Origin of the sequence: Meridianimarinicoccus roseus (assembly GCF_003172915.1) — a bacterium.
GTDB classification, from domain to species: Bacteria; Pseudomonadota; Alphaproteobacteria; order Rhodobacterales; family Rhodobacteraceae; genus Meridianimarinicoccus; species Meridianimarinicoccus roseus.
This window is the reverse complement of sequence record NZ_QGKU01000033.1, coordinates 175,957-200,664: the sequence shown is the minus strand read 5'-3', so window position 1 is coordinate 200,664 and position 24,708 is coordinate 175,957. Positions and strand designations below refer to the sequence as shown.

Annotated in this window: 23 protein-coding genes; 11 read left to right on the top strand and 12 right to left on the bottom strand. The window is 67.2% G+C overall.

Translation table 11 applies throughout. The features are described from left to right. Window positions 1-16 precede the first annotated feature (16 nt). The 3 genes from DKT77_RS11065 to DKT77_RS11055 all read right to left on the bottom strand — a co-directional run bounded on the left by DKT77_RS11065 (window position 17) and on the right by DKT77_RS11055 (window position 2,923). Window positions 17-1,171: an extracellular solute-binding protein gene (locus DKT77_RS11065; RefSeq protein WP_238547818.1), complete on the bottom strand. Its 1,155-nt coding sequence runs from the start codon at window positions 1,169-1,171 to the stop codon at window positions 17-19. Window positions 1,172-1,262: 91 nt separating this feature from the next. After that, window positions 1,263-2,057, bottom strand: coding sequence for an ABC transporter permease (locus DKT77_RS11060; RefSeq protein ID WP_109811756.1), 795 nt, complete (start codon window positions 2,055-2,057; stop codon window positions 1,263-1,265). Continuing rightward, complete coding sequence (locus DKT77_RS11055) at window positions 2,057-2,923, bottom strand: ABC transporter permease (protein ID WP_109811755.1); 867 nt, start codon at window positions 2,921-2,923, stop codon at window positions 2,057-2,059. Before DKT77_RS11055 ends, DKT77_RS11060 begins: the two co-directional genes overlap by 1 nt. A 94-nt stretch (window positions 2,924-3,017) precedes the next feature. Between DKT77_RS11055 and DKT77_RS11050 the strand changes: the two genes are divergently transcribed. Then, on the top strand, window positions 3,018-3,968 hold the full coding sequence (locus DKT77_RS11050) for a LysR family transcriptional regulator (RefSeq protein WP_109811754.1): 951 nt from the start codon (window positions 3,018-3,020) through the stop codon (window positions 3,966-3,968). A gap of 120 nt (window positions 3,969-4,088) precedes the next feature. Here the strand turns inward: DKT77_RS11050 and DKT77_RS11045 are convergent, their stop codons facing one another. Together DKT77_RS11045 and DKT77_RS20975 are read right to left on the bottom strand one after the other, a co-directional pair. Then, window positions 4,089-4,427: a hypothetical protein gene (locus tag DKT77_RS11045; protein WP_109811753.1), complete on the bottom strand. Its 339-nt coding sequence runs from the start codon at window positions 4,425-4,427 to the stop codon at window positions 4,089-4,091. A 59-nt stretch (window positions 4,428-4,486) separates the two neighbouring features. After that, complete coding sequence (locus tag DKT77_RS20975) at window positions 4,487-4,639, bottom strand: hypothetical protein (RefSeq protein WP_238547817.1); 153 nt, start codon at window positions 4,637-4,639, stop codon at window positions 4,487-4,489. A gap of 153 nt (window positions 4,640-4,792) precedes the next feature. On the opposite strand from DKT77_RS20975, the gene DKT77_RS11040 reads away from it, so the two are divergent. Next, the gene (locus tag DKT77_RS11040; protein WP_109811752.1) at window positions 4,793-5,155 is read left to right on the top strand and encodes a glycine zipper family protein; all 363 of its coding nucleotides are present in this window, start codon (window positions 4,793-4,795) and stop codon (window positions 5,153-5,155) included. Then, window positions 5,152-5,877 carry a hypothetical protein gene (locus tag DKT77_RS11035; protein ID WP_238547816.1) on the top strand — a complete coding sequence of 242 codons (726 nt, stop codon included), beginning with the start codon at window positions 5,152-5,154 and terminating at the stop codon, window positions 5,875-5,877. Before DKT77_RS11040 ends, DKT77_RS11035 begins: the two co-directional genes overlap by 4 nt. On the opposite strand, the gene DKT77_RS11030 is transcribed toward DKT77_RS11035, so the two are convergent. From DKT77_RS11030 to DKT77_RS11005, 6 genes are all read right to left on the bottom strand, one after another. Continuing rightward, window positions 5,823-6,881: a LacI family DNA-binding transcriptional regulator gene (locus DKT77_RS11030; protein ID WP_109811751.1), complete on the bottom strand. Its 1,059-nt coding sequence runs from the start codon at window positions 6,879-6,881 to the stop codon at window positions 5,823-5,825. The genes DKT77_RS11035 and DKT77_RS11030 overlap by 55 nt on opposite strands. A gap of 35 nt (window positions 6,882-6,916) precedes the next feature. Continuing rightward, window positions 6,917-8,254 carry a TRAP transporter large permease gene (locus DKT77_RS11025; protein ID WP_109811750.1) on the bottom strand — a complete coding sequence of 446 codons (1,338 nt, stop codon included), beginning with the start codon at window positions 8,252-8,254 and terminating at the stop codon, window positions 6,917-6,919. Further along, window positions 8,241-8,831, bottom strand: coding sequence for a TRAP transporter small permease subunit (locus tag DKT77_RS11020; RefSeq protein WP_238547815.1), 591 nt, complete (start codon window positions 8,829-8,831; stop codon window positions 8,241-8,243). Before DKT77_RS11020 ends, DKT77_RS11025 begins: the two co-directional genes overlap by 14 nt. Next, window positions 8,828-9,898 (bottom strand): C4-dicarboxylate TRAP transporter substrate-binding protein, encoded by a 1,071-nt coding sequence (locus DKT77_RS11015; protein WP_109811748.1) that lies wholly within the window; start codon window positions 9,896-9,898, stop codon window positions 8,828-8,830. The genes DKT77_RS11020 and DKT77_RS11015 overlap by 4 nt, the downstream gene beginning before the upstream one ends. A 67-nt stretch (window positions 9,899-9,965) precedes the next feature. After that, window positions 9,966-10,481: an OsmC family protein gene (locus DKT77_RS11010; RefSeq protein WP_109811747.1), complete on the bottom strand. Its 516-nt coding sequence runs from the start codon at window positions 10,479-10,481 to the stop codon at window positions 9,966-9,968. Window positions 10,482-10,630: 149 nt separating this feature from the next. Beyond that, window positions 10,631-11,860, bottom strand: a complete 1,230-nt coding sequence (locus DKT77_RS11005; protein WP_109811746.1) for a lytic murein transglycosylase — start codon at window positions 11,858-11,860, stop codon at window positions 10,631-10,633. 200 nt (window positions 11,861-12,060) lie between these two features. Here DKT77_RS11005 and DKT77_RS11000 point away from each other — a divergent pair, with 200 nt between their 5' ends. Continuing rightward, entirely contained in the window at window positions 12,061-12,243 is a 183-nt protein-coding gene (locus tag DKT77_RS11000; protein WP_109811745.1) for a hypothetical protein, read from the top strand. Here the strand turns inward: DKT77_RS11000 and DKT77_RS10995 are convergent. Further along, window positions 12,231-13,145 (bottom strand): LysR family transcriptional regulator, encoded by a 915-nt coding sequence (locus tag DKT77_RS10995; protein ID WP_109811744.1) that lies wholly within the window; start codon window positions 13,143-13,145, stop codon window positions 12,231-12,233. The genes DKT77_RS11000 and DKT77_RS10995 overlap by 13 nt on opposite strands. A 132-nt stretch (window positions 13,146-13,277) precedes the next feature. Here DKT77_RS10995 and DKT77_RS10990 point away from each other — a divergent pair, with 132 nt between their 5' ends. The 7 genes from DKT77_RS10990 (at window position 13,278) to DKT77_RS10960 (ending at window position 24,699) form a co-directional block, all read left to right on the top strand. Beyond that, window positions 13,278-14,888, top strand: a complete 1,611-nt coding sequence (locus DKT77_RS10990) for an ABC transporter substrate-binding protein (protein WP_109811743.1) — start codon at window positions 13,278-13,280, stop codon at window positions 14,886-14,888. Then, window positions 14,885-15,910: an ABC transporter permease gene (locus DKT77_RS10985; RefSeq protein ID WP_109811742.1), complete on the top strand. Its 1,026-nt coding sequence runs from the start codon at window positions 14,885-14,887 to the stop codon at window positions 15,908-15,910. The genes DKT77_RS10990 and DKT77_RS10985 overlap by 4 nt, the downstream gene beginning before the upstream one ends. After that, window positions 15,907-16,779, top strand: coding sequence for an ABC transporter permease (locus DKT77_RS10980; protein WP_109811741.1), 873 nt, complete (start codon window positions 15,907-15,909; stop codon window positions 16,777-16,779). The genes DKT77_RS10985 and DKT77_RS10980 overlap by 4 nt, the downstream gene beginning before the upstream one ends. A 1-nt stretch (window position 16,780) precedes the next feature. Beyond that, complete coding sequence (locus tag DKT77_RS10975; protein ID WP_238547814.1) at window positions 16,781-18,448, top strand: dipeptide ABC transporter ATP-binding protein; 1,668 nt, start codon at window positions 16,781-16,783, stop codon at window positions 18,446-18,448. Window positions 18,449-18,473: 25 nt separating this feature from the next. Beyond that, window positions 18,474-20,279 carry an allophanate hydrolase gene (gene atzF / locus DKT77_RS10970; RefSeq protein WP_109811740.1) on the top strand — a complete coding sequence of 602 codons (1,806 nt, stop codon included), beginning with the start codon at window positions 18,474-18,476 and terminating at the stop codon, window positions 20,277-20,279. A gap of 79 nt (window positions 20,280-20,358) precedes the next feature. After that, complete coding sequence (locus DKT77_RS10965; RefSeq protein ID WP_109811739.1) at window positions 20,359-21,531, top strand: efflux RND transporter periplasmic adaptor subunit; 1,173 nt, start codon at window positions 20,359-20,361, stop codon at window positions 21,529-21,531. Between the two features lie 9 nt (window positions 21,532-21,540). Beyond that, complete coding sequence (locus tag DKT77_RS10960; protein WP_109811738.1) at window positions 21,541-24,699, top strand: efflux RND transporter permease subunit; 3,159 nt, start codon at window positions 21,541-21,543, stop codon at window positions 24,697-24,699. Window positions 24,700-24,708 lie beyond the last annotated feature (9 nt).

The window sequence follows — 24,708 nt, the reverse complement described above, 5'->3', positions numbered from 1 at the left end:
GCCCCGGTTTGGGTTGTCAGTACCCGCGCTGGACGCGGCTGAAGGTCTTGGACCAATCGGCCTCGTTGCCGTTCCAGTAGGCCGGATCGGCGAAGGTCAGCCCAGACAGCGTACCGGTCGCATCGAAGGCGGGCAGCGTGGGGATCTTCGCGCCCAGATCTACCTTGGTGGCATCAAGCGCCGGCGGGTAATTCTGCCCCTCGGCCACGGCGATGGAAGTCTCGGGCGCGAGCATGAAGTTCAGCAGTTCCTCACAGGCGGCGACGGGCGAGCCCTTGATAACGAACAGACACTCCTGCCAGCCGAAGCCGTTCGGCGGATCGTAGTAGCCGATGTCGTGGCCCTGCTCCTGCAAGGCGGCGATCCGGCCGGACCAGCCTTCGGTGACGTAGATTTCCTCTTCGGCCAGCAGGCTCATCAACTCGGCCCCCGAACCCCAGTATTTCAGTGCAAGATCGCGGTGGGCGCGGATTGCGTCCCAAACGGCGTCCATGTCCTCGATGTTGTTGGGATCCTGCCCGGTCTGAAGCGCACCGTACCAGACCCGCGTGCGCCAGTCTGACCAGCCGCCGATGCGGTCCTTGTAGGCCTCGTCGATCAGGATGGATGCGCCCTTCTCGCGCATCTCCTCGTCCGAGATATACTTGCGGTTGTAGGCCAGACCGGTGGTGCCGTAATCATACGGCACCGCAGACAGCGCGTCGGGCGTGATCGCGCGATAGGGTTCCACCAGCCGCGTCATCACCAGTTCCATGTTCGGAATATTGTCGAGGTTCAGCGCGGTGGTCAGGTCGAAATTGGCATAGCGTGCATAGTCGAATACCCCGGACAGGTGGGCGATGTTGTATTCGCCGGGCTGCGAGGCACGAACCTGCGCGAGGTATTCGTCGCCGCCCGAGAAGGTGCCGTCCACCACTTCGGTGCCGGTCTTGGAGGTAAAGGGTGCGAAAGCGTGTTCGCGGAACGCTTCGGACACGACCCCGCCCCAGCCGTCGAAACGGACCTGCCCGACCGACTGGGCGGACGCGTATTTCGCAAAGGGCGTCTGCATCCCGTAGGCCATGCCGGCGGCCCCGATCAGGCCCAGGAAGGACCGCCGATCCAGGTCGCCCTCGCGGTAGCGGTCGAGCAGCCGCTGGTAGCGTGTGGTGTCGTCGATGCGCTTTGTCATGGTCGTTTTCTCCTGTCGGATTTTCATATGAATCTTGTAGCACTCCCGTAAGACTCTTGTCGGACCCGGCAGGGGCCCCCTATCTCGCCCGTCACCCGCCCCCGCGCTGCGCCAGCCGCCGCGCCACCGCTGCGCCAAGCAGCGGCAACCCGACGGTGAACACGATCATCACGGTCCCCAGCGCGTTGATCTCGGGCGAGATGGAATTGCGCAACATCGAGAAGATCTGCGTCGGCACGGTTTCGACCCCGCCGGGCTTCCAGAACAGCGTCCCGGTGATGTCGTCGAAGCTGATCGTGAAGGCGAACAGCGCTCCGGCCGCCACGGCGGGCATCATCAGTGGCAGCGTCACCTCGAAGAATGTCTGCACAGGCGAGGCGCCAAGGCTGAGCGCCGCTTCTTCCACGTCGCGCTTTATCGACACGAGCCGCGCCTGCACCACCAGCACCACGAAGGGTAGCGTGAAGATGACATGCCCCGCCAGCAGCAGCGGGAACGACTTCGGCAGCCCGAGGAAGTTCAGGAACAGCAGCAGCGCGACGGCCAGCACCACCTCGGGCACAAGGATCGGCGCGATCAGCAGCGTGGAGATCAGGTTGCGCCCCGGCACCCGGTAGCGCACCAGCGCGAGGCTGGCGAGCACGCCGAGCGTGGTCGAGATCACCGCCGTCAGCAGGCCCAGGATCAACGAGGTGCGAAACGCCCGCATGATCGCGTCGTTGTTCCACAGCTCAACGAACCAGCGCCCCGAAAGGCCGGTCATCGGGAAGGACCCGAATTGCGAGGCATTGAAGGACAGCAGCACGACCACGCCGACCGGCAGGAACATGAAGCCATAGACCAGCAGGGTCCAGAGCGTGATCGCGTGCCAGCCCCAGCCCCGCATCAGCCCAGCCCTTTGGCAAGCTGCGCCATCCCGAGATAGCGATTGTAGATCGCCACCAGGACGCCCAGCACCGCCAACAGCATCAGCGACAGCGCCGAGCCGAGCGGCCAGTTGAGTTGCGTGATGATCGCCTCGTAAACGAGGTTGGCGAACATCGCGTCGCGGGGTCCGCCAAGAACGAGCGGCGTGATGTAGGTTCCCGCCCCCAGCACGAAGCACAACAGTCCCCCGGCAGCGAGGCCCGGCAGCGACAGCGGCAGCGTGACTTGCGTGAACGCCTGCCAGCGCGTCGCACCCAGCGAATTCGCCGCGTCCTCAAGATTGGTGTCGATCCCGTCAAGGCTGACATAGACGTTGAGCACCATGAACGGCAGCAGGAAGTGCACCAGCCCAAGGATCACGGTGGTTTCGTTGTAAAGCATCCGAAGCGGTTCGGAGACGATCCCGAGCGACAGCAGCACCGAATTGAGCGCGCCGGAGGTGCCGAGGATGTTGATCCAGCTCATCGTGCGGATGATGTAGCTGATCCAGAAGGGAAGCATCAGCAGCAACAGAAGCAGCACCTTGTTGCCCTTTGAGCGCGCGATGAAGTAGGCCGCCGGATAACCCATCAGCGCACAGACCAGCGTGGTGATCGCGGCGATGCGCAGGGTGCCGAGCAGGATGTCGCGGTAGAACGCGTCGCCAAGCGCCTCGCGCCAGTTGTCGAGATAGAAGCCCGCCTGATCGGCGCCTGCGGCGGAGCGGAGCCAGAACGAATAGACCACGATGAACAGCAGCGGAACGAACAGCAGAAGCACCAGCGCGGTCAGGGCGGGTGAAAGCAGTATCCAGGGCTGGCGGGCTTCTCGGGCTTCGACGGACATGCGCGGGCGGTTCCGATACTGGTCACCGCAGGATTGACCGGCCCGGGACCATAGATCAAATAGATAGGATGAATTGTCGATATAGGTTTGATCTATGGATGACCCCGCGCGCCTTGTCCGCGACCTGGACTGGAATCTGCTGCGCACCTTCGTCGTGCTGGCCGACGCCCGGTCGATCACCGAAGCGGCTGAGACGCTGCGCCTCAAGCAGCCCAGCGTGTCGGCCGCGCTGAAGCGGCTGGAGGACCGGATCGGCAAACCGCTGATCGACCGGCGGCCGGGGCGGTTCCGCCTGACCCGCGCTGGCGAGATCCTGCGCCGCGAGGCGGTGGAGATCGAGGGGTCCATCCTTCGGCTGGCGACCAGCCTGCGCGACGTGACCGACGAGGTGACCGGGCTGGTGCGCGTGGCGCTGGCCAGCCATGTGGTGTGCCCGCTGTTCGACGGGGTTTTGGCGGGCTTTCATGCCGCCCACCCCAAGGCACGGCTGCGGCTGGACGTGATGCCCAGCCCCGATGCCATCGGCGAGGTCACGGCGATGCGCGCCGCGCTCGCGGTGTGCCTGGTGCGCGACCGCAACCCGCGTCTGGAATACCGGCGGCTCTACCGCGAGTTCTTCGGCCTGTTCTGCGGCCCGCCGCACCCGGCCTTCGGGCGGCGCGGGCTGGGTCCTGCGGACATGGCCGGTCAGGCGTCGGTCAGTTTCGAAACCGACCAGCTGGACGACGTGTTGAAGCCGGTGACACTGATGCGGGCCGAAGCGGGGCTCGGTGAGGCCATCGTCGGGCGGTCGAGCCACCTGGAAGAGGTGCGCCGGATGATCGTCGCCGGGCTGGGGGTAGGCCCGCTGCCGGTCCACGTGGCCGCGCGTGATGTGGCCGCAGGGCTTTTGTGGCAGGTGCCGCCCTATGACCGGCTGCCCGCGCTTGACGTGCATGTCGTGTGGAACCCGCGCGCGCAGCTGAACCGGGCCGAGGCAGCCTTTCTGGCTGGGCTGCTGGACCGGATCGAGGCCACGCCGATCGCCGCGCGCACCTATCGCTGAGCGGCGGCGACGAATTCGGCCGGGGTGGTGCCGGTCCAGTGCCGAAACCTCGCACGGAGGTCGAGGCTTCGGAAAACCCGACGAAATAGGCCGCCTGCCCGACCGAAACCTTGCGCGCGGTCAGGTCGTCGCTCGCCATGCGGCGACACTGGTACCTTCGTCCTTGAGGCTGCGATGCAGTGTCTGACGTGACCGCGGGGCCGAAACGTCGCCGCGGCGCAGGCGCGGCAGCGGGTATGCCTCGATCCGGCCGCGCGGGCTGACGCCGCTTTCCAGCTTTCGCATCGGCGCTTCGACGCGGTCGGCGAACAGGCCCAACGCACAGGCAACCGAGCCGTCGAATTCGACGGCCAGCCCTTCGGGCGCGATGCGCGGCGCGGTGCGGTCGGCCACGAAACGGACCGGGATGCCGAAGATCTCGCCACAGGCGGCAGCGCGGGCGGGGCGCGGATGGGTCACCTCGGCCTTCAGCGCGAAGGTTTGGCCAGGGAAGTGGCGGCGGCGCGCTTGAGGATACGTCAGGCATCGCGCGGCAGACGCGCATCCGGGTCCGCGAGGCCGCCCGCCGGAATGTAGACCGCGCGCAGCAGAAACACCCGGTCGGCACCGAGGCGCGCAGCGTCATCGGCATTGGTAGTGGCCATTCTTGCGGCGACGGTCGGATTCTTCATCGGGCTGGCCTGCCGTCGTGATCCGGTTCGCGGATTTGATACACCGGGCCAACGGGCTGTTACCGACGGTCATGGGGCGCGGCGGCGCTGCCGGCTAGAAGACCGGCCTGCGGCACTTCCGGTGCTGCCCCTTTCATCAACACGGATCACACCATGAGACATCTACGCATTCCGGCGGCACTGCTGCCGGTCGCGCTGGCGGCCTGCGGGGCCGGCGCGGACTACACCCCCATCGTCGACGGCACGCGCGGCGCCACCTTCGAGCATGACCTTGCAGCCTGCCGGGCGCTGGCGCGCGAGCAGGACCAGTTGAACCAGGAGGCCATCGCGGCGGCCGTCCTGGGCGCCGGGGTCGGGGCGATGGTCGGCGGGCTGGACGACAGCCTGACCGTGGAGGAAGCCGCACTTGGCGGGCTGGTCATCGTCGGCGGATCGGCGCTGGCCGACGGCACGGAGAAACGCGAAGAGATCGTGACGGAGTGCATGCGCGGGCGCGGGCACCGGGTGGTGGGATGACGCTGGCACGGGCGGGCGGCTGGGCCGCGCTGGTCTGCGCGGCGAGCTACGTCGCCGGTTTCGCGCTGTTGATCACGGTGTTGCTGCCCGCGGGCTACGCCGGTTCGGACCCGACCGGAGCCGCGGCGCTGATCGCCGCACGGCCCGGTCTGATGGGCGGCTGGTTCGGCGCCATCTACGTGCTGAACGGGCTGGCGCTGGCGGTGCTCGTCACAGCGCTGGCGGACCGGCTGCACGCGGCCGCACCCGGCGCCGCGGCGCTGTCGCGCACTCTGGGCACGCTCTGGGCGCTGCTGGTACTGGCGGCGGGGCTGGTCGCGCAGTCCGGCGTGAGACTTGTCGCCGACCTGCACGCCGCGGCGCCCGAGCGCGCCGCGCAGCTTTGGCAGACGGCGCACATGGTCGAAAGCGGGCTGGGCGGCGGGATCGAGATCGCCGGCGCCGCGTGGCTCGCCTGCGTGTGCATCGCCGGGCGCCGCGTCTTCGGGCGCGCCACCCTGGCGCTTGGCGGCGTGATCGCCGCGGCGGGCGCGGCGACGCTGGTGCCCGCGCTGGCGGAGACCGGCGGCGCGATGTTCGGGCTGGGCTTCATCGCGTGGTTCGCGCTTATCGGGCTGTGGCTGCTCCGCGGTGCGGGCGCGACGCGCCCGCATCCGGATACGGGGGCTCAGCCCCGCCGGGCGAGCGAAGCGCGCAAGCGCAGCACCGGGGGCACGATCTGAAGCTGCGGCCCAAGCGCCGGATCGGCAAGATGCGCCAGCAGCAGGTCTGCCGCCTGAGCACCGATCCCGGTCAGGTCCATCGCCACGGAGGCAAGCGGCGGGTCGAACATCGCCAGCAATGGTATGTCGTTGTAACCGGTCACGGAAATCTCGCGCGGGCAGTCGAGTCCGGCATCGCGGCAGGCCTGCACCGCCCCAAGCGCCACGAGATCGTTGACCGCGATCACCGCCTCGGGCGGGTGGGCACGGCGCGCCAGCAGCGCCTGCATCGCCAGCCGCCCCTGGACCACGTCCATGCGCGGCACGAAGGCGATCCGGTCGTCGGGCACCGGGCAGCCGTGCGCGGCCAGCGCGCCGGTCACCCCCTCGTGCCGGTCGCGCGCGGTGGACAGGTCCTGCGGCGCGCCGATCAGGGCGATGTCGCGGTGCCCATGCTCCAGCACCGCCTGCGCCATCGCGCGCATCCCGGCCGCGCAGTCGTTCGCCACTGCGCTGCACAGGCCCGCGTCGGTGCGGCGCAGAACCGACACCACCGGCAGGCCCAGCCCGCGCGCCCGTGCCACGACCGGATCGTCGCGCCGCGTTGTCCCGAGGATCACCCCGTCCATCATACGCGCCGCCATCTGGTCCAGCATAGCCAATTCGGCGGCCGGGTCGTAGCCGGTATTGCCCAGCACCACCATGTGCCCGGCTTGCCCCATCCGCCGTTCGATACCTCGCAGAATGGGCGGATAGACCGGGTCGCTTATGTCATGCACGATCACGCCCACCGACCGGGTGGAGCGCGTGCGCATCCCGGCCGCCAACGGATTGGCGCTGTAGCCGAGGTCGTGCGCCACGGCACGGATGCGCGCCGCCACATCTGGCGACACGCGGCCCGTGCGGTCGGCGCGCAGCACCCGCGACACGGTGGACGCATGTACCCCCGCCGCCGCCGCCACATCAGCGATCTTGACCCGCGCGGAGCGCGGGCGGATCGGGGCGGCGGTCTTGTCGTCGGGCATGGCGCGGCGTCCGTTCGGCGTGTCTGGGGCCCAGTCTACCCGAACCAGCGGTCGATATAGACGAGATCGGGCCAGAGTGTCAGCAGCGCCAGCACGAAGATCATCATTCCCGCGAAGGGAAGCGCGCCCAGGAACACATCGCCCAGCGTGATGCGCGGGTCCTCGATACAGCCCTTGATGACAAAGCACGCCATACCGAGCGGCGGAGTCAGCAGGCCGACCTCCACCGCGACGACGGTGATGATGCCGAACCAGATCGGGTCTGCGCCGAAGCCCTGCATGATCGGCAGGAAGAGCGGCACCATAATCAGCAGGATCGACACGCTGTCGATGATAGTGCCAAGGAACAGGATCACGGCGATGTAGATCAGAAGCACGATGACGAAGCTGTCGGTCGCGGTGCGGACCATGTTGCCGATTTCAATCGGCACCCCTGCCAGACCGAGAGAACGGGTATACATCGTCGCCGCGATCACGAGGAAACACACCGACGCGGTGATGTGGCCGGTTTCCTTCAGCACACCCCAGAACTCGTTGAGCGTCAGCTTGCGCCGCGCCACGGCGAGGATCAGCGCGGCGGCGGCGCCGACGGCGCCCGCTTCGGTCGGGGTGAAGATGCCACCGTAGATGCCGCCGAGCACGATCACCACCAGGGCCAGGATCGGGGCGATCTTGCCCAGCAGTTCCCCCGCGCCGCGTTCCGGCGGGGTTTCGGTCGCCGCCGGGTCCGAGAACCGGCCCGTGGTGTCGTAGACAAAGCGCGGTATCAGGTAGGCCATGCCGATGATCCCGGCGCAATAGACGCCTGACAGCAGCAGCCCCGGCCCGATGCCGGCGAAGAACATCAGCCCGATCGATTGTTCGGTGAGGATCGCGTAGATGATGAGCAGGATCGAGGGCGGGATCAGCATGCCCAGCACGGAGGAGCCAGCCACGGTGCCCACCGCGAAGCGCGGCGAGTAGCCGAGGCGCAGCATTTCCGGCACCGCGACGCGGGTGAACACCGCTGCCGAGGCGATGGAGACGCCCGTGACCGCCGCGAACACCGCGTTGGAGGAGACCGTGGCCAGCCCCAGCCCGCCGCGGATGCGCCGCAGGAAATGGTCGGCCACGTCATAGGCGTCTCGCCCGACATCGGACGCGCTCATGATCAGACCCATCAGCACGAAGAGCGGGATCACTGCGAAGGTCTGGTCGGCGACCCCGTCGGCGGCGGCGAGCGTGAGCAGCTTGGAGGCGAGCACGGCATCGCCGCGTTGCAGGGCGACGGACAAGAAGGACACAAGGCTGAGCGCGATGGCGACATGCATCCCCGCGTAGATCAGTGCGACGATCACCACGACGGAGATCAGGCCGATTTCAAGTCCGGTCATCAGAGCCTCCGGTCAGGGCGCGGGCGCGGCGCACGGTCAGCGCGGCGAAATGCAGCGCAGCGGCGATGGCGCCGGTCAGCATGATCGCCTCGAGCGGCCAAGTGGGTGCGGTGAAGATGCCGACATTGCCCTTGAAGTAGTTGTAGTTCCAGGCATCAGCGAGCCGGGGCAGCTGGCCCCAGGCGATGATCGTGAACACGGTCGCGCCCGCGGCGTTGAATACCGTACGCAGCGCCAGTTCGGTGCGTCGGTGGCCGCGCCGGTGCAGCAGCCCCAGCGCCGCGTCCGAGCGGGTCAGGCGGCGACCGGCAACAGCGTGTCCAATGGTCAGGTAGACCACGGCGACGACGCCCATTTCGGTCAGCTCCAGTGTTCCGGCCAGCGGCGCGTTGGCCAGCCAGCGGCCGAACACATCGATGTTGACGATGACGACCATGCCCAGCACCAGCAACGCGCCGACCGTGTTCATCGCGGTGGTGACCGGGGTCAGCACCGGCGGCCCGGCGGCTTCGGGAGATGCGGGTGCGGCCGGGCGGGGGGTGTCCCCGCCGCGGCCACGGTCCTTTCGGGGCGTCACTCGTCCCACTGCCGCGCGATGGGCTGGTCCGCGTCGCGCATGGCCTGCATGTAGTCGTCGAGGATCGCCTGCGCCGGCACGCCGCGCGCTTCGAGCGCCTGAGCCCATTCCTGCGCGAGGTTGGGCAGCGACATGGCCATGTCGATCCGCTCCTGCGGGTCGATATCCACCACGGTGCCGCCGTTTTCGAGCACCGTGTCCTTGGCCTGCGCCCCGAGCCGCGCCGCGAATTCGCCGATATCGATGCCGAACTGCTTGGCGGCGTCGATCATCGCGGTCTTCACTTCGTCGGGATAACGGTCCCAAGCCTGACGGTTGGCATTGATGACGTAGGAATTCACCCCGCCGAGGCTGGCGTCGAAATAGTTGTTGCACACTTCGTAGAATTTCAGCGAAACGACGCTTTCGCCCCAGACCAGCATTGCATCGACGACGCCGGTTTCCACCAGTTGGTAGAAATTGCCGAGGCTGCCGGTCACGCCCGTCGCGCCCGCCGGTTCGATCCAGCGCAGGTTCGGGCCCGCGCCCGCCACCTTCAGCCCTTCGATATCGGCAACAGAGTTGATCGGCTTCGACGAGCACAGGATGTAGTTGTCGGGGATGCCGCTGGCCGAAAGGGTGACCTGGTTCAGGCTGGTCCAGGTGTCGCGGAAGGCCGGATATTCCTCGACCAGCCCGTCCACGACCTTGTGGATCAGCACGAGGTCGGTGGTGGTGAAGGGCGTGACATAGCCGATCTGGTAGACCGGCAGCTTGTCAGCATGAAAGCCGGTCGGGATCACGCCCATATCGGCCAGCCCGGTCTGGATCGCTTCAAGCTCACCCGCCGGCTTCGCGAGCGTGCCGGAGAACGCTTCCTGCCAGTTGATCTTGTAGTTGCCGGTTTCCGCGAGGCGCTCGTCCACGCCGGGCATGAAGCTTTCCTTCAGCATTCGCACGACGGCGACGGCGGGCGAGAAGCCCGAGACGATCGTCACGTCGATTTCCTGCTGGGCTTTCGCGGGCACGGCAAGCGCGGAGCAAAGCGCGAAGGCCGCGCCGATGCGCGCACGGGTCTTGAGGGTCATGTTCGATAGTCCTCCCTTTGGGTGTGATGAAATGTGGCTGCACCGTCGCCGGGCCGCCGCTGCGCCCCTAGACCGGGCGCGCCTCCCCTGCGTTGAGCCGCAGGTTGTGGGTCACTGAATTGGCCTGGGCGAGCGTCGCCTCAACGAAGCAGGCACGCTTCGAGGCCTCGATCAGGGCCTGAACATCGTCGTCGGACGCGTCGGAGTTCATGGAGATCCCGATGTCGAACCCGCGCGGCGACGCTTCGTAGGGGCCGATATCGCCCTTGTGGGCTTCCCAATGCGCGCGGCAGGTCACTTCGAGATCGCGCATGTCCACCTTCATGCGCTTGGCGAAGACCCGCATCTGCGTCATCAGGCATCCGACGAGCCCGGTCAGAAAAAATTCGAGCGGCGTGGGCGAGGTATCTTCGCCGCCCTGGAAAGGGCCTTCGTCCGTAGCGAGCATACGGCTGACCTGGAAAGGCTGGTGCGCCGTATTGGTCACTTCGTTGCGCATCTTGCCGACGCAAACACCCTTCGATTCGAAGATCACGTCGAACATCTTGTCGCGGGATGGGTCGGGTGTCGCGGCGCTGGTCATGGCGGGCCTTTCCTTCGGAACCGGGTGCGCAAACGATTGCGCAGCGTTTCCTGAAAGCTGAAGTTTTCAGCGCCACCGGTCAAACGCGATTATGTCCGATCCCGACAAAACGCGAGTCAGGATCGGGCAACGCCTTGAAAGATGGGGCTTTAGCCGCCAAGCCGATCCAGCAACGCGCGCGAATGGACGCCGGTCACGGGCAATCCCGCCGCTTGCTGATAGGACGAGATAGCCGCGCGCGTGTTCGGCCCGATCACACCGTCTGTGCCGCCGGTGTCGTATCCGGCGGCGGTGAGTCGGCGCTGCAGCGCGCGGCGGTCCTCGATCGTGAAGCCCTGCGCGTCGGGCGGGAAAGTTCCCCGGATCGGCGGGCCGCCCGCGATCCGGTCGGACAGGTGGCCGATGCCGATGACGTAGCTTTCCGAGTTGTTGTAGCGCGTGATGACCGTGAAATTGCGGAACACCATAAAGGCCGGCCCGGACGCGCCGGACGGGATGAGGATTGAGGCCGGGCCGTGATCTGGCACCACGTTGCCGTCCATGTCGCGCACTCCCATCACAGCCCATTGAGCCGGGCTGCGGGTGCTGCCGCGCCCGAACGGGCCGCCGAAGCCTGACGGAAGACGCACTTCGACCCCCCAGGGCTGCCCGCGTGTCCAGCCGGACCGGTCAAGATACGCGGCAGTGGAGGCGAGTGCATCGGTCGGATCGTCCGACCAGATGTCGCGCCGCCCGTCGCCGGTGAAATCCACCGCGAAGGCGAGATACGAGGTCGGAATGAACTGGGTGTGGCCCATCGCGCCAGCCCAGCTTCCGACCATCCGTTCAGGGGTGGTATCGCCCGCCTGCAGGATCTTCAGCGCCGCAACCAGCTGGCTTTCGAAGAAAGCCCCGCGTCGCCCGTCATGGGCCAGCGTCGCGGTCGACGACACGACCGGGATGTCGCCGCGCCGCGTGCCGTAGCTGCTTTCAAGGCCCCAGACGGCGGTGACCACGGCGCGCTCGACGCCGAAGCGCTGTTCGATCGCAGCCAGCGACGCGGATTGCCGCGCCAGACCCGCGCGCCCGTCCGAGACACGCGTGTCCGAGGCGGCGATGGCGAGGTAATCTTCCAGTGACCGGGTGAATTCCACCTGGTTGCGGTCGCGTTCGATCACGCCCGGCAGGTAGCCCGCTCCGGGCAGCGCCCGGTCCAGCACCGCGTTCGAGATGCCTTGCGCGCGGGCGCGGCCGCGAAAGCCCGACAGCCACGCATCGAAGGCCGGGTTGTCCACCGGCTGCATCGCCGCCGCCGGTGTGCCGCGCGTGACGCCGCCGGTGCAGGCGGTCAGCCCGCAGGCGGCAAGGCCGAGTGTGACGGTTCTGCGCGAAAGGATCATGGCAAGCTCCGATAGGGTTCGCCCTTTTTCTAGCGGCTGGTGGCGCGGCGGCCTAGAGGCGATCGGCACGGCGCGTGGGTTCCGCGCAGATGCCGTGGCGGTATGCGGCGGCATGCACATTGCGTATGGCGGGCTTGCCCTTTTGGCGGGTGCGGCAGGCCGTGACGGGGCCTAACTGGGTGGCCTGAAAGGATGTTGCCATGACCCTCACCACTCCCGACTTCACTGCCCTGCGCCGGACCGCCAACGCGCCCGCCGTCGCGGACGCGCTGGAAGCGCAGGCGTATTTCCGACCCGATCACGCTGCGCCCGCCGCCCTTCCCGCACGCGACGCCGAAGCGCCTGACGCGCTGGAACAGATGTTCGCCTATTACGAAGCCTGAGCGGCGGCGGCCGCCTGTCCCGCCTCCAGCGAGGTGGCGATCTGCTGGGCGAACCGCGCCGAAGCCACGGGCAGCGCCCGCCCCTTCATCTGCCCTAGAAGCAGGTGGCCGGGCGGCACGTCCCGGGTCGCGATGGGGCGTGCGACGATGCCGTGGCCCGGCTCCAGCCCGATGCCGATCTGGAAGCCTACCAACGCCTCGTGCAGCACATAGTGCCGGATCAGTTCGAAGGATTCGGTTTCCAGTACCGGTGCCACCCGCCGCCCGGTGCGCTTGGCCGCTGCGTCCAGCAGCGCGCGCACCCCGTATTGCAGAGAGGGCGCGGTATGCGGTTGATCGAGGCAGTCCCGCAGCCGCAATTCAGCCTTGTGCGCCAGCGGATGGCCTTCGGCCAGCACCGCGCAGACGGGCTGCGGCACCGCGTGCAGCACTTCGAAATCCACGAGATGCACAGGTTCGAACACCAGCGCGAGATCGCTTGCGAACCCGGCAAGATCCTGTTCCGCCTGCTCACGGTCGCGCACGTTGACACTGAAGGTGACCCCCGGATGCGCCCGACGATAGAGCGCGATCTGGCGCGGCAGGAAATACGGCAGCAGCGCCTGACTGCATGCAATGGCGACGTGACCGCGCCGGATGCCCGACAAGTCGGCGACCTGGCTTTGCAGGCGCTGCAGGTCGGATTGCTGGGCGCGAAAATGCTGCAGTACAAGCTCTCCGGCCGGGTTCAGCCGCACGCCGCGTGACAGGCGTTCGAAGATCGGCGCACCGAACTCGTCCTCGAACCGCGCGATGCGGCGGTTCAGCGCCGAGGCGGTGATGTTGGCATCCTCCGCCGCCTTGCGGATCGATCCGGCGCGCGCCACCGCCGCGATCAGGCGAAAGGTTTCCAGATGCCGCATCGCGCCCCCTTGCGGTGCATGGCGTGCACCGGTCTGTTGAAATAATAGCATTTCCGGAACAGCACGGATAGCGCCATGCTGAGGGCAACGACAGGTCGCGCACGACCGCCCTTTCCTGACATGGAGCCGCCAATGACATCTCCCACCCGCCGCACTTTTCTGAAGACTGGGGCCGCCAGCGCAGCCCTGCTGCCATTCCTGAAGGTCCTGCCCGCCAGCGCGCAGGCCAGCGAAACGCTGGTCGTAGTGTCGGGCGAGACGATCAACAGCCTCGATCTGCACAGGGTCGGCACGAACCGGGCGAGCTACCAAGTGGCGGTGAACTGTTATGACAGGCTGGTGACCTTCGGGCGCAAGCAGATGCCGTCGGGCGAAATGTCCTTCGACTATTCCGTTCTGGAACCCGAGCTTGCCGAAAGCTGGGAAATTTCCGACGACGGGCTGACGATCACTTTCACGATCAAGCCAGAGGCGAAATTCTGGGACGGCACGCCGGTGACGGCCGAGGATGTGAAATGGTCCTTCGACCGGGCGGTATCGGTCGGCGGCTTCCCGACCGTGCAGATGAAGGCTGGCGGGCTGAACCGGCCCGAGCAGTTCGCCGCGCTGGAGGATGGCCGCTTCCAGATCACGCTGGACTTCCCGTCCAAACTGGCGCTGCCCGACCTTGCCGTGCCGGTGCCTTTCGTGATCAATTCGAAGGTGGCCATCGCCAACGCGACCGAGGACGACCCGTGGGCGATGGAATACCTGCATACGACCCCGGCCGGGTCGGGCGCCTTCAAGGTCGCGCGCTGGGATCAGGGCCAGCAGCTTGTCTATGAACGCAACGATGACTGGACCGGAGGCCCCCTGCCCGCCGTGCAGCGCGTGATCGTCCGCGAAGTGCCCAGCCAGGCCACGCGCCGCGCGTTGATCGAACGGGGAGACGTGCAGATGTCGTTCGGCATCCCCGACCGCGACGCCGCCGAACTGGCGGACGAATTGACGGTCCATTCCACGCCCATCGCCAACTGCATCCATTGCGTCGCGTTGAACACCATCTTCGAGCCATTCCGCGACCCTGACGTGCGCAAGGCCATCGCCTATGCGATCCCCTACGAGGCGATCTTCCAGACGGCGGCCTACGGGCGGGGCAAGCCGCTGTGGGGCGGAGAGACGGAAATCTCCGACATCGCCTGGCCGCGTGCGTTCCCATATGCCACCGACATCGACAAGGCTAAGGAACACATGGCCGCTTCCGGTTTTCCGGACGGGTTCGAGGTCCCGCTTTCCATCAGCCTAGGTCTTGCAAGCTGGATGGAGCCGACAGCGCTTCTGATCCAGGAGGCGCTGGCGCCGCTGGGCATCGCCGTGACGCTGGAGAAGATCCCCGGCGCCAACTGGCGCACCGCCGCGCTTGTGGAAAAGACCCTGCCGATGCACCTGGAGAATTTCGGCGGCTGGCTGGACACACCCGACTACTACTTCTTCTGGGCCTACCAGAAGGACCGGCTGTTCAATTCCTCGAACTACTACAACGAGGAGGTCGAGACGCTGACCAACGAAACGCTGCACATGCCGACAGACCATCCCGACTATGCGCCCAAGCTCAAGCGGATGTTCGAGATCGCGATCGAAGACCTGCCGCGCATCCCGCTCTACCAGCCCGCGCTGAACGTGGCGATGAACGGCGCGGCGGGCTACGAATTCTGGTTCCACCGGCAGCTTGACGCCCGCCCGCTGACCCGCGCCAGCACATGAGGGGCCGCGCCGTCGCCCTGGGTCTGCGCATCGCGCAGACCCTGCCGGTGCTGTTCGGGGTTGTGCTGATCAGCTTCCTGCTGACCCGCGCCCTGCCCGGCGACCCGGCGGCCTATTTCGCAGGCGTGATGGCCGACGCGGAGTCAATCGAGGCGACGCGCGTGAAACTAGGCCTCGACAAATCGCTGCCCGAACAGTTCGCGATCTACGTGGGCGATCTGTTTCGGGGCGATCTCGGCCGGTCGGTGGGAACCGGGCGGCCAGTGCTGACCGACCTTGCGGAGCGGCTGCCGGCCTCACTGGAACTGACGCTGAGCGCGCTGCTGCTGTCCTGCCTCATCGCGGTGCCACTGGGCGTGTGGGCGGCGGTACGGCAAGGTTCTTGGGTTGATCACCTGTGCCGGGTGCTGGTCACGGCGGGCGTCTCGCTGCCGACCTTCTTCACCGGCGTTCTTCTGATCTACGTGTTCTACTACCTTTTGGGTTGGGCGCCCTCGCCCTTGGGGCGGCTTGATTTCATCTACCTGCCACCACCGCAGGTCACCGGGTTCTACCTGATCGACAGCTTGCTTGCAGGCGACGCTGAGACATTTTTCGCCGCCCTGCGCCAACTGGCGCTGCCCGCCGCGACGCTGGCCCTGTTCACCCTTGCCCCGATCGCCCGCATGACCCGCGCGGCAATGCTGACCGCGCTTTCGTCGGATTACATCCGCACCGCGCGGGCCGCAGGGCTGACGCCACGCAAGGTGCTCTACGGCTATGCCTTCCGCAACGCGCTGCTGCCCGTCGTCACGACACTGGGCATGGTGTTTTCCTTCGTGCTGGGCGCGAACGTGCTGGTGGAGAAGGTCTTCGCCTGGCCCGGCATCGGATCCTATGCGGTGGAGGCGCTGGTGGCGTCCGACTACGCGGCGGTCCAGGGCTTCGTTCTGGCGATGGCCGTGCTGTTCGTGATCCTCAACCTGCTGATCGACCTCAGCTACGCGCTGATCGATCCGCGCATCGGGTTCGCGGGCAAATGACCGACGCACCCGCCCCCTCGCACTCCAATTCGGCGCGCGCACATCTCGTCTACGTGCTGCGGGACAATCCGGTGACCCTGATCGCCTTCGCGCTGTGCGCCTTCTTCGTGCTGTCGGCGCTGATCGGTCCTTACCTCGTGCCGCACGACCCGCTGGCGACCAACGCCGCCCGTGCGCTGCAACCTCCAAGCTTTGACCACTGGTTCGGCACCGACAGCCTTGGCCGCGACGTGTTCAGCCGGGTGATCGTGGCGACGCGGCTGGACCTGACCATCTCGGTCGCTGCAGTCGCGCTGTCCTTCGTGATCGGCGCGGTGCTGGGCGCCGTCGCCGGCTATTGGGGCGGCTGGTGGGACGTGGTGCTGAACCGCATCTTCGACACGATCATGGCCTTTCCACTGTTCGTGCTGGCGATGGGCATCGTGGCCGCGCTTGGAAACACTGTCGAAAACATCATCTATGCCACGGCGATCATCAACATCCCGTTCTACGCGCGCCTCGTGCGGGCCGAGGTCAACATTCGCCGCGAGGCTGGCTTTGCGCAGGCTGCTCGGCTGGCGGGCAATTCGCACCTGCGGGTGGTCGCATTCCACATTTTCCCCAATGCGCTGCCGCCGATGATGGTGCAGGTCTCTCTAAACCTCGGCTGGGCGATCCTGAACGCGGCGGGGCTGTCCTTCATCGGGCTCGGCGTGCGCCCGCCAACGCCGGAATGGGGCATCATGGTGGCCGAGGGCGCGAATTTCATCGTCTCGGGCCAGTGGTGGGTCGCACTGTTCCCCGGCTTGTGGCTGATGCTGGCGGTTTTCACCTTCAACCTGATGGGTGACGGTCTGCGCGACCTTGTCGACCCCCGCCGGAGGACCTGACATGGCCCCAAAGCTGCTGTCCGTGAACGACCTTGCCGTCAGTTTCCGCACCCGTCGGGGCGAGGTGAAAGCGGTGCGCGGGATCAGCTTCGCGCTGGCTCGGGGCGAGACGCTGGGTATCGTGGGCGAGTCGGGGTCGGGCAAGTCCGTGACATCCTACGCGCTGCTGCGCATCCTCGATGCGGGCGGAACGATCCGCACGGGCGGCGTGACCTATGGCGGGATCGACCTGCGCGCAGCGTCGGAACGGGGCATGCGCGACATCCGCGGGCGCGAAATCTCGATGATCTTCCAGAACCCGCGCGCGGCACTGAACCCGATCCGCAAGGTCGGCCATCAGATCGAGGACGTGCTGCGCCAGCATGGCCGCGCCAGCCGCCAGGACGCACGCGCGAAGGCGATCAAGGCGCTGGCGGATGTGCGCATCAACGATCCCGAGGCGCGCTATGACGCCTACCCCTTCGAGTTGTCGGGCGGGATGTGCCAGCGGGTCGTGATCGCCATCGCGCTAGCCTGCGATCCCAAGCTGCTGATCGCCGACGAACCGACGACCGGACTCGACATCACGACGCAGAAGGCGGTGATGGATCTTACCCGCGACCTCATTCGTGCGCGCGGCATGTCGTCGATCCTGATCACCCATGACCTTGGCCTCGCGGCGGAATATTGCGACCGGTTGGCGGTGATGAAGGACGGCGAGATCGTGGAGACGGGCGCGGCGGCGGACGTATTCGCGCGCCCGCGTCATCCCTATACCGCCCGGCTGGTGGACGCGACGCCCCGTCCCGGTGCCGATCTGCGCGCGCTGTTGCCTGCCGAGGCGCGCACACCGCTGGTGCCACACGCCGTCTCAAACACTCCGCTGCTGGAGGTGCAGGGGCTGACCAAGACCTATACGGGCAAGTCCGGCCCGGTGCATGCGGTCAAAGGCATCGATTTCACCATCCGGCAGGGCGCGAGTGTCGGTCTGGTGGGCGAATCGGGCTGCGGCAAATCCACGACCTCATCCATGCTGGTACGGCTGCTGGACCCGAGCGCGGGGCGCATTCTGTTCGACGGGCAGGATATCGGCGCGATCCCCGCCGATCGCTTCGCGCGCAATCCGCTGCGCGGCGCGATCCAGATGGTGTTCCAGGACGCGACCGACAGCCTTAACCCGCGCCACACTGCGCGCGACACGATCGGCGAACCGCTGCGTCGGCTGACCACACTGGACGGCGCCGCGCGGCGCGCGCGGGTGGAGGAACTGGCCGCGATGACCGGCCTGCCCGCAGGACTGCTGGACCGTTTTCCGCACCAGTTGTCGGGCGGGCAGAAGGCGCGCGTCGGCATTGCGCGCGCGATCGCCACCGATCCGCGCCTGCTGATCCTCGACGAACCGACCGCCGCGCTTGACGTGTCGATCCAGGCGGTGGTGCTGAACCTGCTGGCGGACCTGCGCACCCGGCTCGGCATGAGCTACCTATTCGTGAGTCACGATCTGAACGTCGTGCGGCTTCTGTGCGACGAGGTGATCGTTATGCAGGGCGGCGAGATCGTGGAAGCCGGACCAGCCGCGCAGGTGATGGATGCGCCCGCGCATCCCTATACCCGCGCGCTGCTTGGGGCCGCGCCGAAGCCGCCTTCCGCCCCCAGATCGCCGCAAGCGCCCGACCGCGCCGCCGAATGACCGCCAAGCAAGAGAAGACCGCATCATGAAAGACGCCCAGAACCGCCCGCTCGCGGACCTGCCCTTTACCCTGACAGCCCTGCGCAACGCCTATGCGCGCGGGGTCACGGCGCGGGCGGTGATGGCCGAATGCCTTGCGCGCCTGGCCGATGTGGGAGATCCAGGCATCTTCATCCACCTGCCGCCGGAGGCCGACCTTATGGAGGCCGCAGACGCGCTGGGACCGTTCGACCCGGATCTGCCGCTCTGGGGCGTTCCCTTCGCGGTGAAGGACAATATCGACGTGGCCGGAATGCCAACCTCCGCCGCCTGCCCGGCCTGGAGCTATGCGCCGAAGGCCGATGCCTTCGTCGTGGCCCGCCTGCGCGCGGCTGGCGCGATCCCCTTGGGCAAGACCAATCTCGACCAGTTCGCCACCGGCCTCGTGGGGGTGCGCACCCCCTACGGCGCGCCGCGCAACGCGCTCGACCCCGACATCGTGCCGGGCGGGTCCTCGGGCGGGTCTGGCGTGATCGTCGGGCACGGCATCGTGCCCTTCGCGCTTGGCACCGACACCGCAGGGTCAGGCCGCGTGCCCGCTGCGCTGAACGGCATCACCGGGCTGAAACCCACTCTTGGCGCGCTGTCGGCAAGCGGTGTGGTTCCGGCCTGCAGAACGCTCGACACCGTGTCGATCTTCGCCCGCTATGTCGCGGACGCCCATGCCGTCTTCACCGTGGCGGCGGGCGTCGATCCCGCCGACGCCTATTCCCGACCCGTCCCGGCACCGCCCTTGCCCGCGCCTTTGCCCGCCCCGCGCATCGCGATCCCCGACGCCACCAGTATCGTCTTTCTGGGCGATACGGTGCAGCGCGATGCCTTCGCCGCGACCGTCGCCGCGCTGAAGGATGCCGGGGCCATCGTGACGGAGATCGATTTCACCCCGTTCTACGACGTGGCCCGGATGCTCTATGACGGCGCGTGGGTGGCCGAACGGCACAGCGTTATCGAAGCGCTGATGCGCGAGGACCCGGACGCGATCCTGCCGGTCACGCGCGGGATCGTCGGCAATGCCGAAACCCTCAGCGCGACCGATGCTTTCCGCGGCTTCTACCGGCTGGCCGAGCTGCGCGCAGCCTGCGCGCCTGTCCTGGCAGGCTGCGACATGCTGTGCGTGCCGACGATCCCGACCTTCTACACCGTGGCGGATCTCGAAGCCGACCCGGTCACGCCCAACTCCAACCTTGGCACCTACACCAATTTCGTGAACCTGATGGACCTGGCCGCGATCGCGGTGCCCGCCGCGCCGCGCGCCGATGGACGACCCGGATCGGTCACGCTGATCGGCCCGGCGGGCAGCGACGGGCGGCTGGCCGCCGAAGCGTTGCGGATCGAGGCGCTGGCGACTGGCACCCCACCCCCTGCCCCGGTTGCGCAACCCGGCGCAGACGAGATCGCGCTGGCGGTGTGCGGCGCGCACATGTCGGGCCTGCCACTGAACGGCCAGCTGACCGGTCGCGCCGGGCGGTTCCTTGCCGCGACCCGGACATCGGAGGACTACGGGTTCTACGCGCTGCCGGGCGGCCCGCCCGAACGGCCGGGACTGGTGCGGCTTGGCGAAGGGGGCCAGAGCATCGCGGTGGAGGTCTGGGCTTTGCCAAAATCCGCCATCGGCGGCCTGCTGGCGGAGATCCCGGCGCCGCTTGGCCTTGGACCGGTGCGGCTGGAGGATGGCAGCAGCGTGCCAGGGTTCCTGTGCGAAGCGGCAGCGACCGACGGGGCCACCGACATAGGAACATTCGGCGGCTGGCGCGCTTATCTGGCAGCGAAGGCCGCACCGATCACGCAATAATGTGTGTATCGCGGATCGATCGGTCCTAGGTTCTTGTGGCAAAGGCGTTTTGCCGCCCTAACACCGATCGGACCCGCCCATGACTCTGCTCAAACAGCTGGCCCTTGCCCTTGCCCTGATCGCTGCCACCGTCGCGGGATGGATCGCCTATGTTCCTTCGGCCACCGCCGTTCTGGACAGAGCGGGCCTGCTGGACCTTCTGGGCATGGAGGCACCCGCGCAGGAGGCGGCGCAGGACAGGCGGGGCCAACGCGGAGGCGACGCAACGCGGGTCGTCACCGCCACGGTGGAGCATCGCGCGCTGGCCGACCGGATCACATCCATCGGCGACGGACAGGCCCTGCGCATGGTGACCGTGCGCGCGGAAACCAGCGGGCGGATCATCGAGGTGGGCGTCGCCTCCGGAGAGAAAATCGGGGCCGAAACGGTAATCGCGCGGTTGGACGACCGGGCCGAGCGCATCGCTCTCGATCGCGCGCGGATCATGCGGGACGACGCGCAGGCCGATCTCGACCGGCTGTCGCAACTGGCTGATACAGGGGCGGTGACATCGGTCCGGCGACAGGAGGCGGAACTGGCCCTGCGCACGGCGGAACTGGAACTGGCCCAGGCCGACTACGATCTGGACCAGCGCACGGTCCGCGCGCCCATCGCAGGCTGGGTCGGCCTGATCGACCTTGAGGTCGGGCAGCGGGTTACGGCGCAGGACGCGCTGGCGACGATCACCGACCGCTCCGGCATCCTGATCGATTTCCGGGTTCCCGAACGGGTGATCGGGCAACTGGCGACGGGCCAGCCGATGCAGGTCACGCCGCTGGCGATGCCCGGCACGACGCTGACTGGCGAAATCAGTGCGATCGATACGGTGGTCGACCGGGCCAGCCGGACGCTGCGGGTGCAAGGCCGACTGGACAATGCCGCGGATATGCTGCGCAGCGGCATGGCCTTCTCGGTCGCGCTGGAATACGCGGGCGACGTGATGCCCGCTGTTGACCCGCTGGCGGTGCAATGGTCACGCGACGGATCGTTCGTCTGGGCCGTGCGCGACGGTGCCGTGGCGCGTGTGCCGATCACCATACGCCAGCGGAACACCGACAGCGTGCTGGTGGAGGGCGCGCTGGAACCCGGCGAGCAGGTCGTGACGGAAGGACTGCAGACGCTGCGGCCCGGCGCGCAGGTGACCATAGAGGGTGCCCCCGCCGATCAGTCCGACAACCAGAGCGCGGCCACGACCGGCCGCCGCCAGCTTTAGGAGCGACCGATGTCGGACATAGCAGGCAATGACGCCGCTCCCGATTCTTCCGGCACGGAAACCCCGGACCGTCCGGTCACCACGCCCGGCGGCGGGGTCGCGCTGTTCGTATCGCGGCCCATCCTTGCCTTCGTGCTATCCGCGCTGATCATCATCGCCGGGCTGGCCAGCCTTTTCGGGGTGGAAATCCGCGAGTTGCCGAATGTGGATCGCCCCGTGATCACCGTGACGACGCAGTTTCCCGGCGCCGCGCCCGAGACCGTGGATCAAGAAGTCACCGGCCGGATCGAGGGCGCCGTGGGCCGGGTCGCGGGGATCAAGTCCATCGCGTCGAACTCGCGCTTCGGACGCAGCCGCGTGGTTCTGGAATTCGACGACAGCGTGAACATAGACGTGGCCGCGACCGATACGCGCGATGCAGTTGCGCGGATCGCCGCCGACTTGCCCGAGGACGCCGAAGACCCGGAAGTCGTGAAGGCCGACGCGGACAGCCAGCCGGTGGTGCGCATCGCCGTCACAGCGGCAAGCCGATCGCCGCAGGAGTTGACCCAATTGGTCGCCGACCGGGTCGAGGACCGGCTTCTGTCGATCCCCGGCGTGGCCGACCTGCAGATCTATGGCGACCGAGACCCGATCTTCCGGGTCGATATCGACCAGAAGGAACTGGCAAGCCGCGGGCTGACGCTGGCCGACCTGGGGCGCGCGTTGCAAGACGTGGCGTTCGACGCGCCGGCCGGGGACCTGTCGGGCGACCGCCAGTCGATCAACGTGCGCACCACGGCGGCGTTGAACAACCCCGAAGCTTTCGAACGGTTGCGCCTGAGCGATGACGTGATCGTGGGCGACGTGGCAGCAGTTTCGCTTGGCCCCGCGCCAAACGAGACCGTGTTGCGCGCGAACGGCCAGACCGGGCTGGGGCTGGGCATCATCCGCCAGTCCACGTCGAATACACTCGAGATATCGGCCGCTGTACGCGCCACGGTGGACAGCCTGCAACAGACCCTGCCCGACGATGTGAACATCTTCGTTACCTCGGATGACGCGGTGTTCATCAACGGATCCATTGAGGAAGTCCTGAAAACGCTTGGCCTTGCCATCGCCATCGTGGTCGTCGTCATCTTCATTTTCCTGCGCGATGCGCGCGCCACGATGATCCCGGCGCTGACGATGCCCGTGGCGCTGGTGGGCACGCTGGCCGCGATCTATCTAGTCGGCTTCTCGGTCAACATCCTGACGCTCCTGGCTCTGGTGCTGGCGACGGGCATGGTGGTGGACGACGCCATCGTCGTGCTGGAGAACATCGTGCGGCGCCGGGCCGACGGCGTTGGCCCCCGCGCGGCGGCCGTTCTGGGCACGCGGCAGGTGTTCTTCGCGGTGGTCACCACTACGGCGACACTGGCAGCCGTGTTCATCCCGCTATCGTTCCTGCCCGGCCAGGCCGGAGGGCTTTTTCGCGAGTTCGGCTTCACGCTTGCGATCGCGGTGATGCTGTCTTCTGTCGTGGCGCTGACGCTTTGCCCGGTGCTGGCCAGCCGCCTTCTGACCGCTGATCCTGACACCGACGGGCGGGGACCGCTGGCCTGGCTCGGGACGCATCTGGGTGCGCTTTATGCCGCCAGTCTTCGCGGCGCGCTGGCGATGCCGGTGGTCATCGTGCTGGCCGCCGCCCTGTTCGCGCTGACGGCGGTGTTCGTGCTGGGCACGATTCGGCAGGAACTGACGCCGTCCGAGGACCGGGCCGTTGCGCTGATGTCCGTCACTGCGCCGCAGGGTGTGTCGCTGGAGTACACAAATGCCAAGATGTCCGAGATCGAGGCGGCGATCCAGCCGCTGCGGGACAGCGGCGAGATCACCAACGTTTTCAACATATCCGGATTCCGGGCCGACAACCGCGGCTTCATGGTTATGACCTTGTCTGACTGGTCCGCGCGGGAGCGCAGCCAGCAGCAGATCGTCGGCGACATCTATGCCCGGCTTGGCGACGTGATCGGGGTCCGGGCCTTCGTGATCCAGCCCAATTCGCTGGGCATCCGCGGCGCGGGACGCGGCCTGTCCTTCGCCATCACCGGAGACAATTACGACCAGTTGGCGGACATGTCCGAAGCGTTGGTGGAACGGATGCGCGAGAACCCGGATTTCGGACGGGTGCAGCTTGAATACGAGACCACACAGCCGCAGCTCTTCGTCCAGATCGACCGTACGCGGGCTTCGGATCTAGGGATCGATATCACCGGGCTTGGGGCGGCGCTGCGTGCGCTTCTTGACGGCCGGTCGGTCGGGTCGGTGTTCATCGATGATACCAGTTATGATATCCAGCTCCTGTCCACAACGGATCCGATCAACGACCCTGGCGATCTGCAGAACATTTTCGTGCAGACCGGTGGTGGCGGGATGGTCCCGATGTCAACCTTCGTCACGCTGGAGGAACGCGCAGTCGCCCCGGAACTGGACCGCGAGAACCAGTCCCGTTCGGTCGAAATCTCAGCCGGGCTGACACCGCAGATGGCGCTTGGGGACGCTCTGGCCGAGGTCGAGCAACTGGCCGCGCCGATCCTGCAGGAGAACAACCGCATCATCCCGCTGGCCGAAGCCGCGACGCTGGACGAGACGGCATCGGGGCTTGTGGTCACGTTCGGCTTCGCAATCGTCGTCGTGCTGCTCGTTCTGGCGGCACAGTTCGAAAGCTTCATATCGGCTATCGTGGTCATGGCGACGGTGCCGCTGGGGCTTGCCTGCGCGGTTTTCGCGCTGGCCTTCACGGGGCTGAGCCTTAACGTTTATTCCCAGATCGGCCTCGTGATGCTGATCGGCATCATGGCGAAGAACGGTATCCTGATCGTGGAGTTCGCCAATCAGTTACGCGACAGGGGCGCGGATGTGCATTCAGCGATCCTGGACGCATCGACCATCCGGCTGCGGCCGGTGATGATGACGATGACATCCACTGTGCTGGGCGGAGTGCCGTTGATCCTGTCATCCGGTGCAGGTGCGGAGGCGCGCGAGGCGCTTGGCTGGGTGATCGTCGGGGGGCTTGGTCTTGCGACACTTTCGACGCTGTATCTGACGCCGGTCGCCTACCTTCTGCTGGCGCGATTTAGTCCGCCACGTGCCGAAGAACAGCGGCGACTTTCGGACGAGTTGAGCGCAGCCGAGGCAAGCACGGCATGACCGGACGCG

Bases quoted from the DNA above. Each gene is read 5' to 3' on its own strand.
- DKT77_RS11065 (WP_238547818.1), bottom strand. From the start codon at position 1,171: ATGACAAAGCGCATCGACGACACCACACGCTACCAGCGGCTGCTCGAC.
- DKT77_RS11060 (WP_109811756.1), bottom strand. From the start codon at position 2,057: ATGCGGGGCTGGGGCTGGCACGCGATCACGCTCTGGACCCTGCTGGTC.
- DKT77_RS11055 (WP_109811755.1), bottom strand. From the start codon at position 2,923: ATGTCCGTCGAAGCCCGAGAAGCCCGCCAGCCCTGGATACTGCTTTCA.
- DKT77_RS11050 (WP_109811754.1), top strand. From the start codon at position 3,018: ATGGATGACCCCGCGCGCCTTGTCCGCGACCTGGACTGGAATCTGCTG.
- DKT77_RS20975 (WP_238547817.1), bottom strand. From the start codon at position 4,639: ATGAAGAATCCGACCGTCGCCGCAAGAATGGCCACTACCAATGCCGAT.
- DKT77_RS11040 (WP_109811752.1), top strand. From the start codon at position 4,793: ATGAGACATCTACGCATTCCGGCGGCACTGCTGCCGGTCGCGCTGGCG.
- DKT77_RS11035 (WP_238547816.1), top strand. From the start codon at position 5,152: ATGACGCTGGCACGGGCGGGCGGCTGGGCCGCGCTGGTCTGCGCGGCG.
- DKT77_RS11030 (WP_109811751.1), bottom strand. From the start codon at position 6,881: ATGCCCGACGACAAGACCGCCGCCCCGATCCGCCCGCGCTCCGCGCGG.
- DKT77_RS11025 (WP_109811750.1), bottom strand. From the start codon at position 8,254: ATGACCGGACTTGAAATCGGCCTGATCTCCGTCGTGGTGATCGTCGCA.
- DKT77_RS11015 (WP_109811748.1), bottom strand. From the start codon at position 9,898: ATGACCCTCAAGACCCGTGCGCGCATCGGCGCGGCCTTCGCGCTTTGC.
- DKT77_RS11010 (WP_109811747.1), bottom strand. From the start codon at position 10,481: ATGACCAGCGCCGCGACACCCGACCCATCCCGCGACAAGATGTTCGAC.
- DKT77_RS11005 (WP_109811746.1), bottom strand. From the start codon at position 11,860: ATGATCCTTTCGCGCAGAACCGTCACACTCGGCCTTGCCGCCTGCGGG.
- DKT77_RS11000 (WP_109811745.1), top strand. From the start codon at position 12,061: ATGACCCTCACCACTCCCGACTTCACTGCCCTGCGCCGGACCGCCAAC.
- DKT77_RS10995 (WP_109811744.1), bottom strand. From the start codon at position 13,145: ATGCGGCATCTGGAAACCTTTCGCCTGATCGCGGCGGTGGCGCGCGCC.
- DKT77_RS10990 (WP_109811743.1), top strand. From the start codon at position 13,278: ATGACATCTCCCACCCGCCGCACTTTTCTGAAGACTGGGGCCGCCAGC.
- DKT77_RS10985 (WP_109811742.1), top strand. From the start codon at position 14,885: ATGAGGGGCCGCGCCGTCGCCCTGGGTCTGCGCATCGCGCAGACCCTG.
- DKT77_RS10980 (WP_109811741.1), top strand. From the start codon at position 15,907: ATGACCGACGCACCCGCCCCCTCGCACTCCAATTCGGCGCGCGCACAT.
- DKT77_RS10975 (WP_238547814.1), top strand. From the start codon at position 16,781: ATGGCCCCAAAGCTGCTGTCCGTGAACGACCTTGCCGTCAGTTTCCGC.
- atzF (WP_109811740.1), top strand. From the start codon at position 18,474: ATGAAAGACGCCCAGAACCGCCCGCTCGCGGACCTGCCCTTTACCCTG.
- DKT77_RS10965 (WP_109811739.1), top strand. From the start codon at position 20,359: ATGACTCTGCTCAAACAGCTGGCCCTTGCCCTTGCCCTGATCGCTGCC.
- DKT77_RS10960 (WP_109811738.1), top strand. From the start codon at position 21,541: ATGTCGGACATAGCAGGCAATGACGCCGCTCCCGATTCTTCCGGCACG.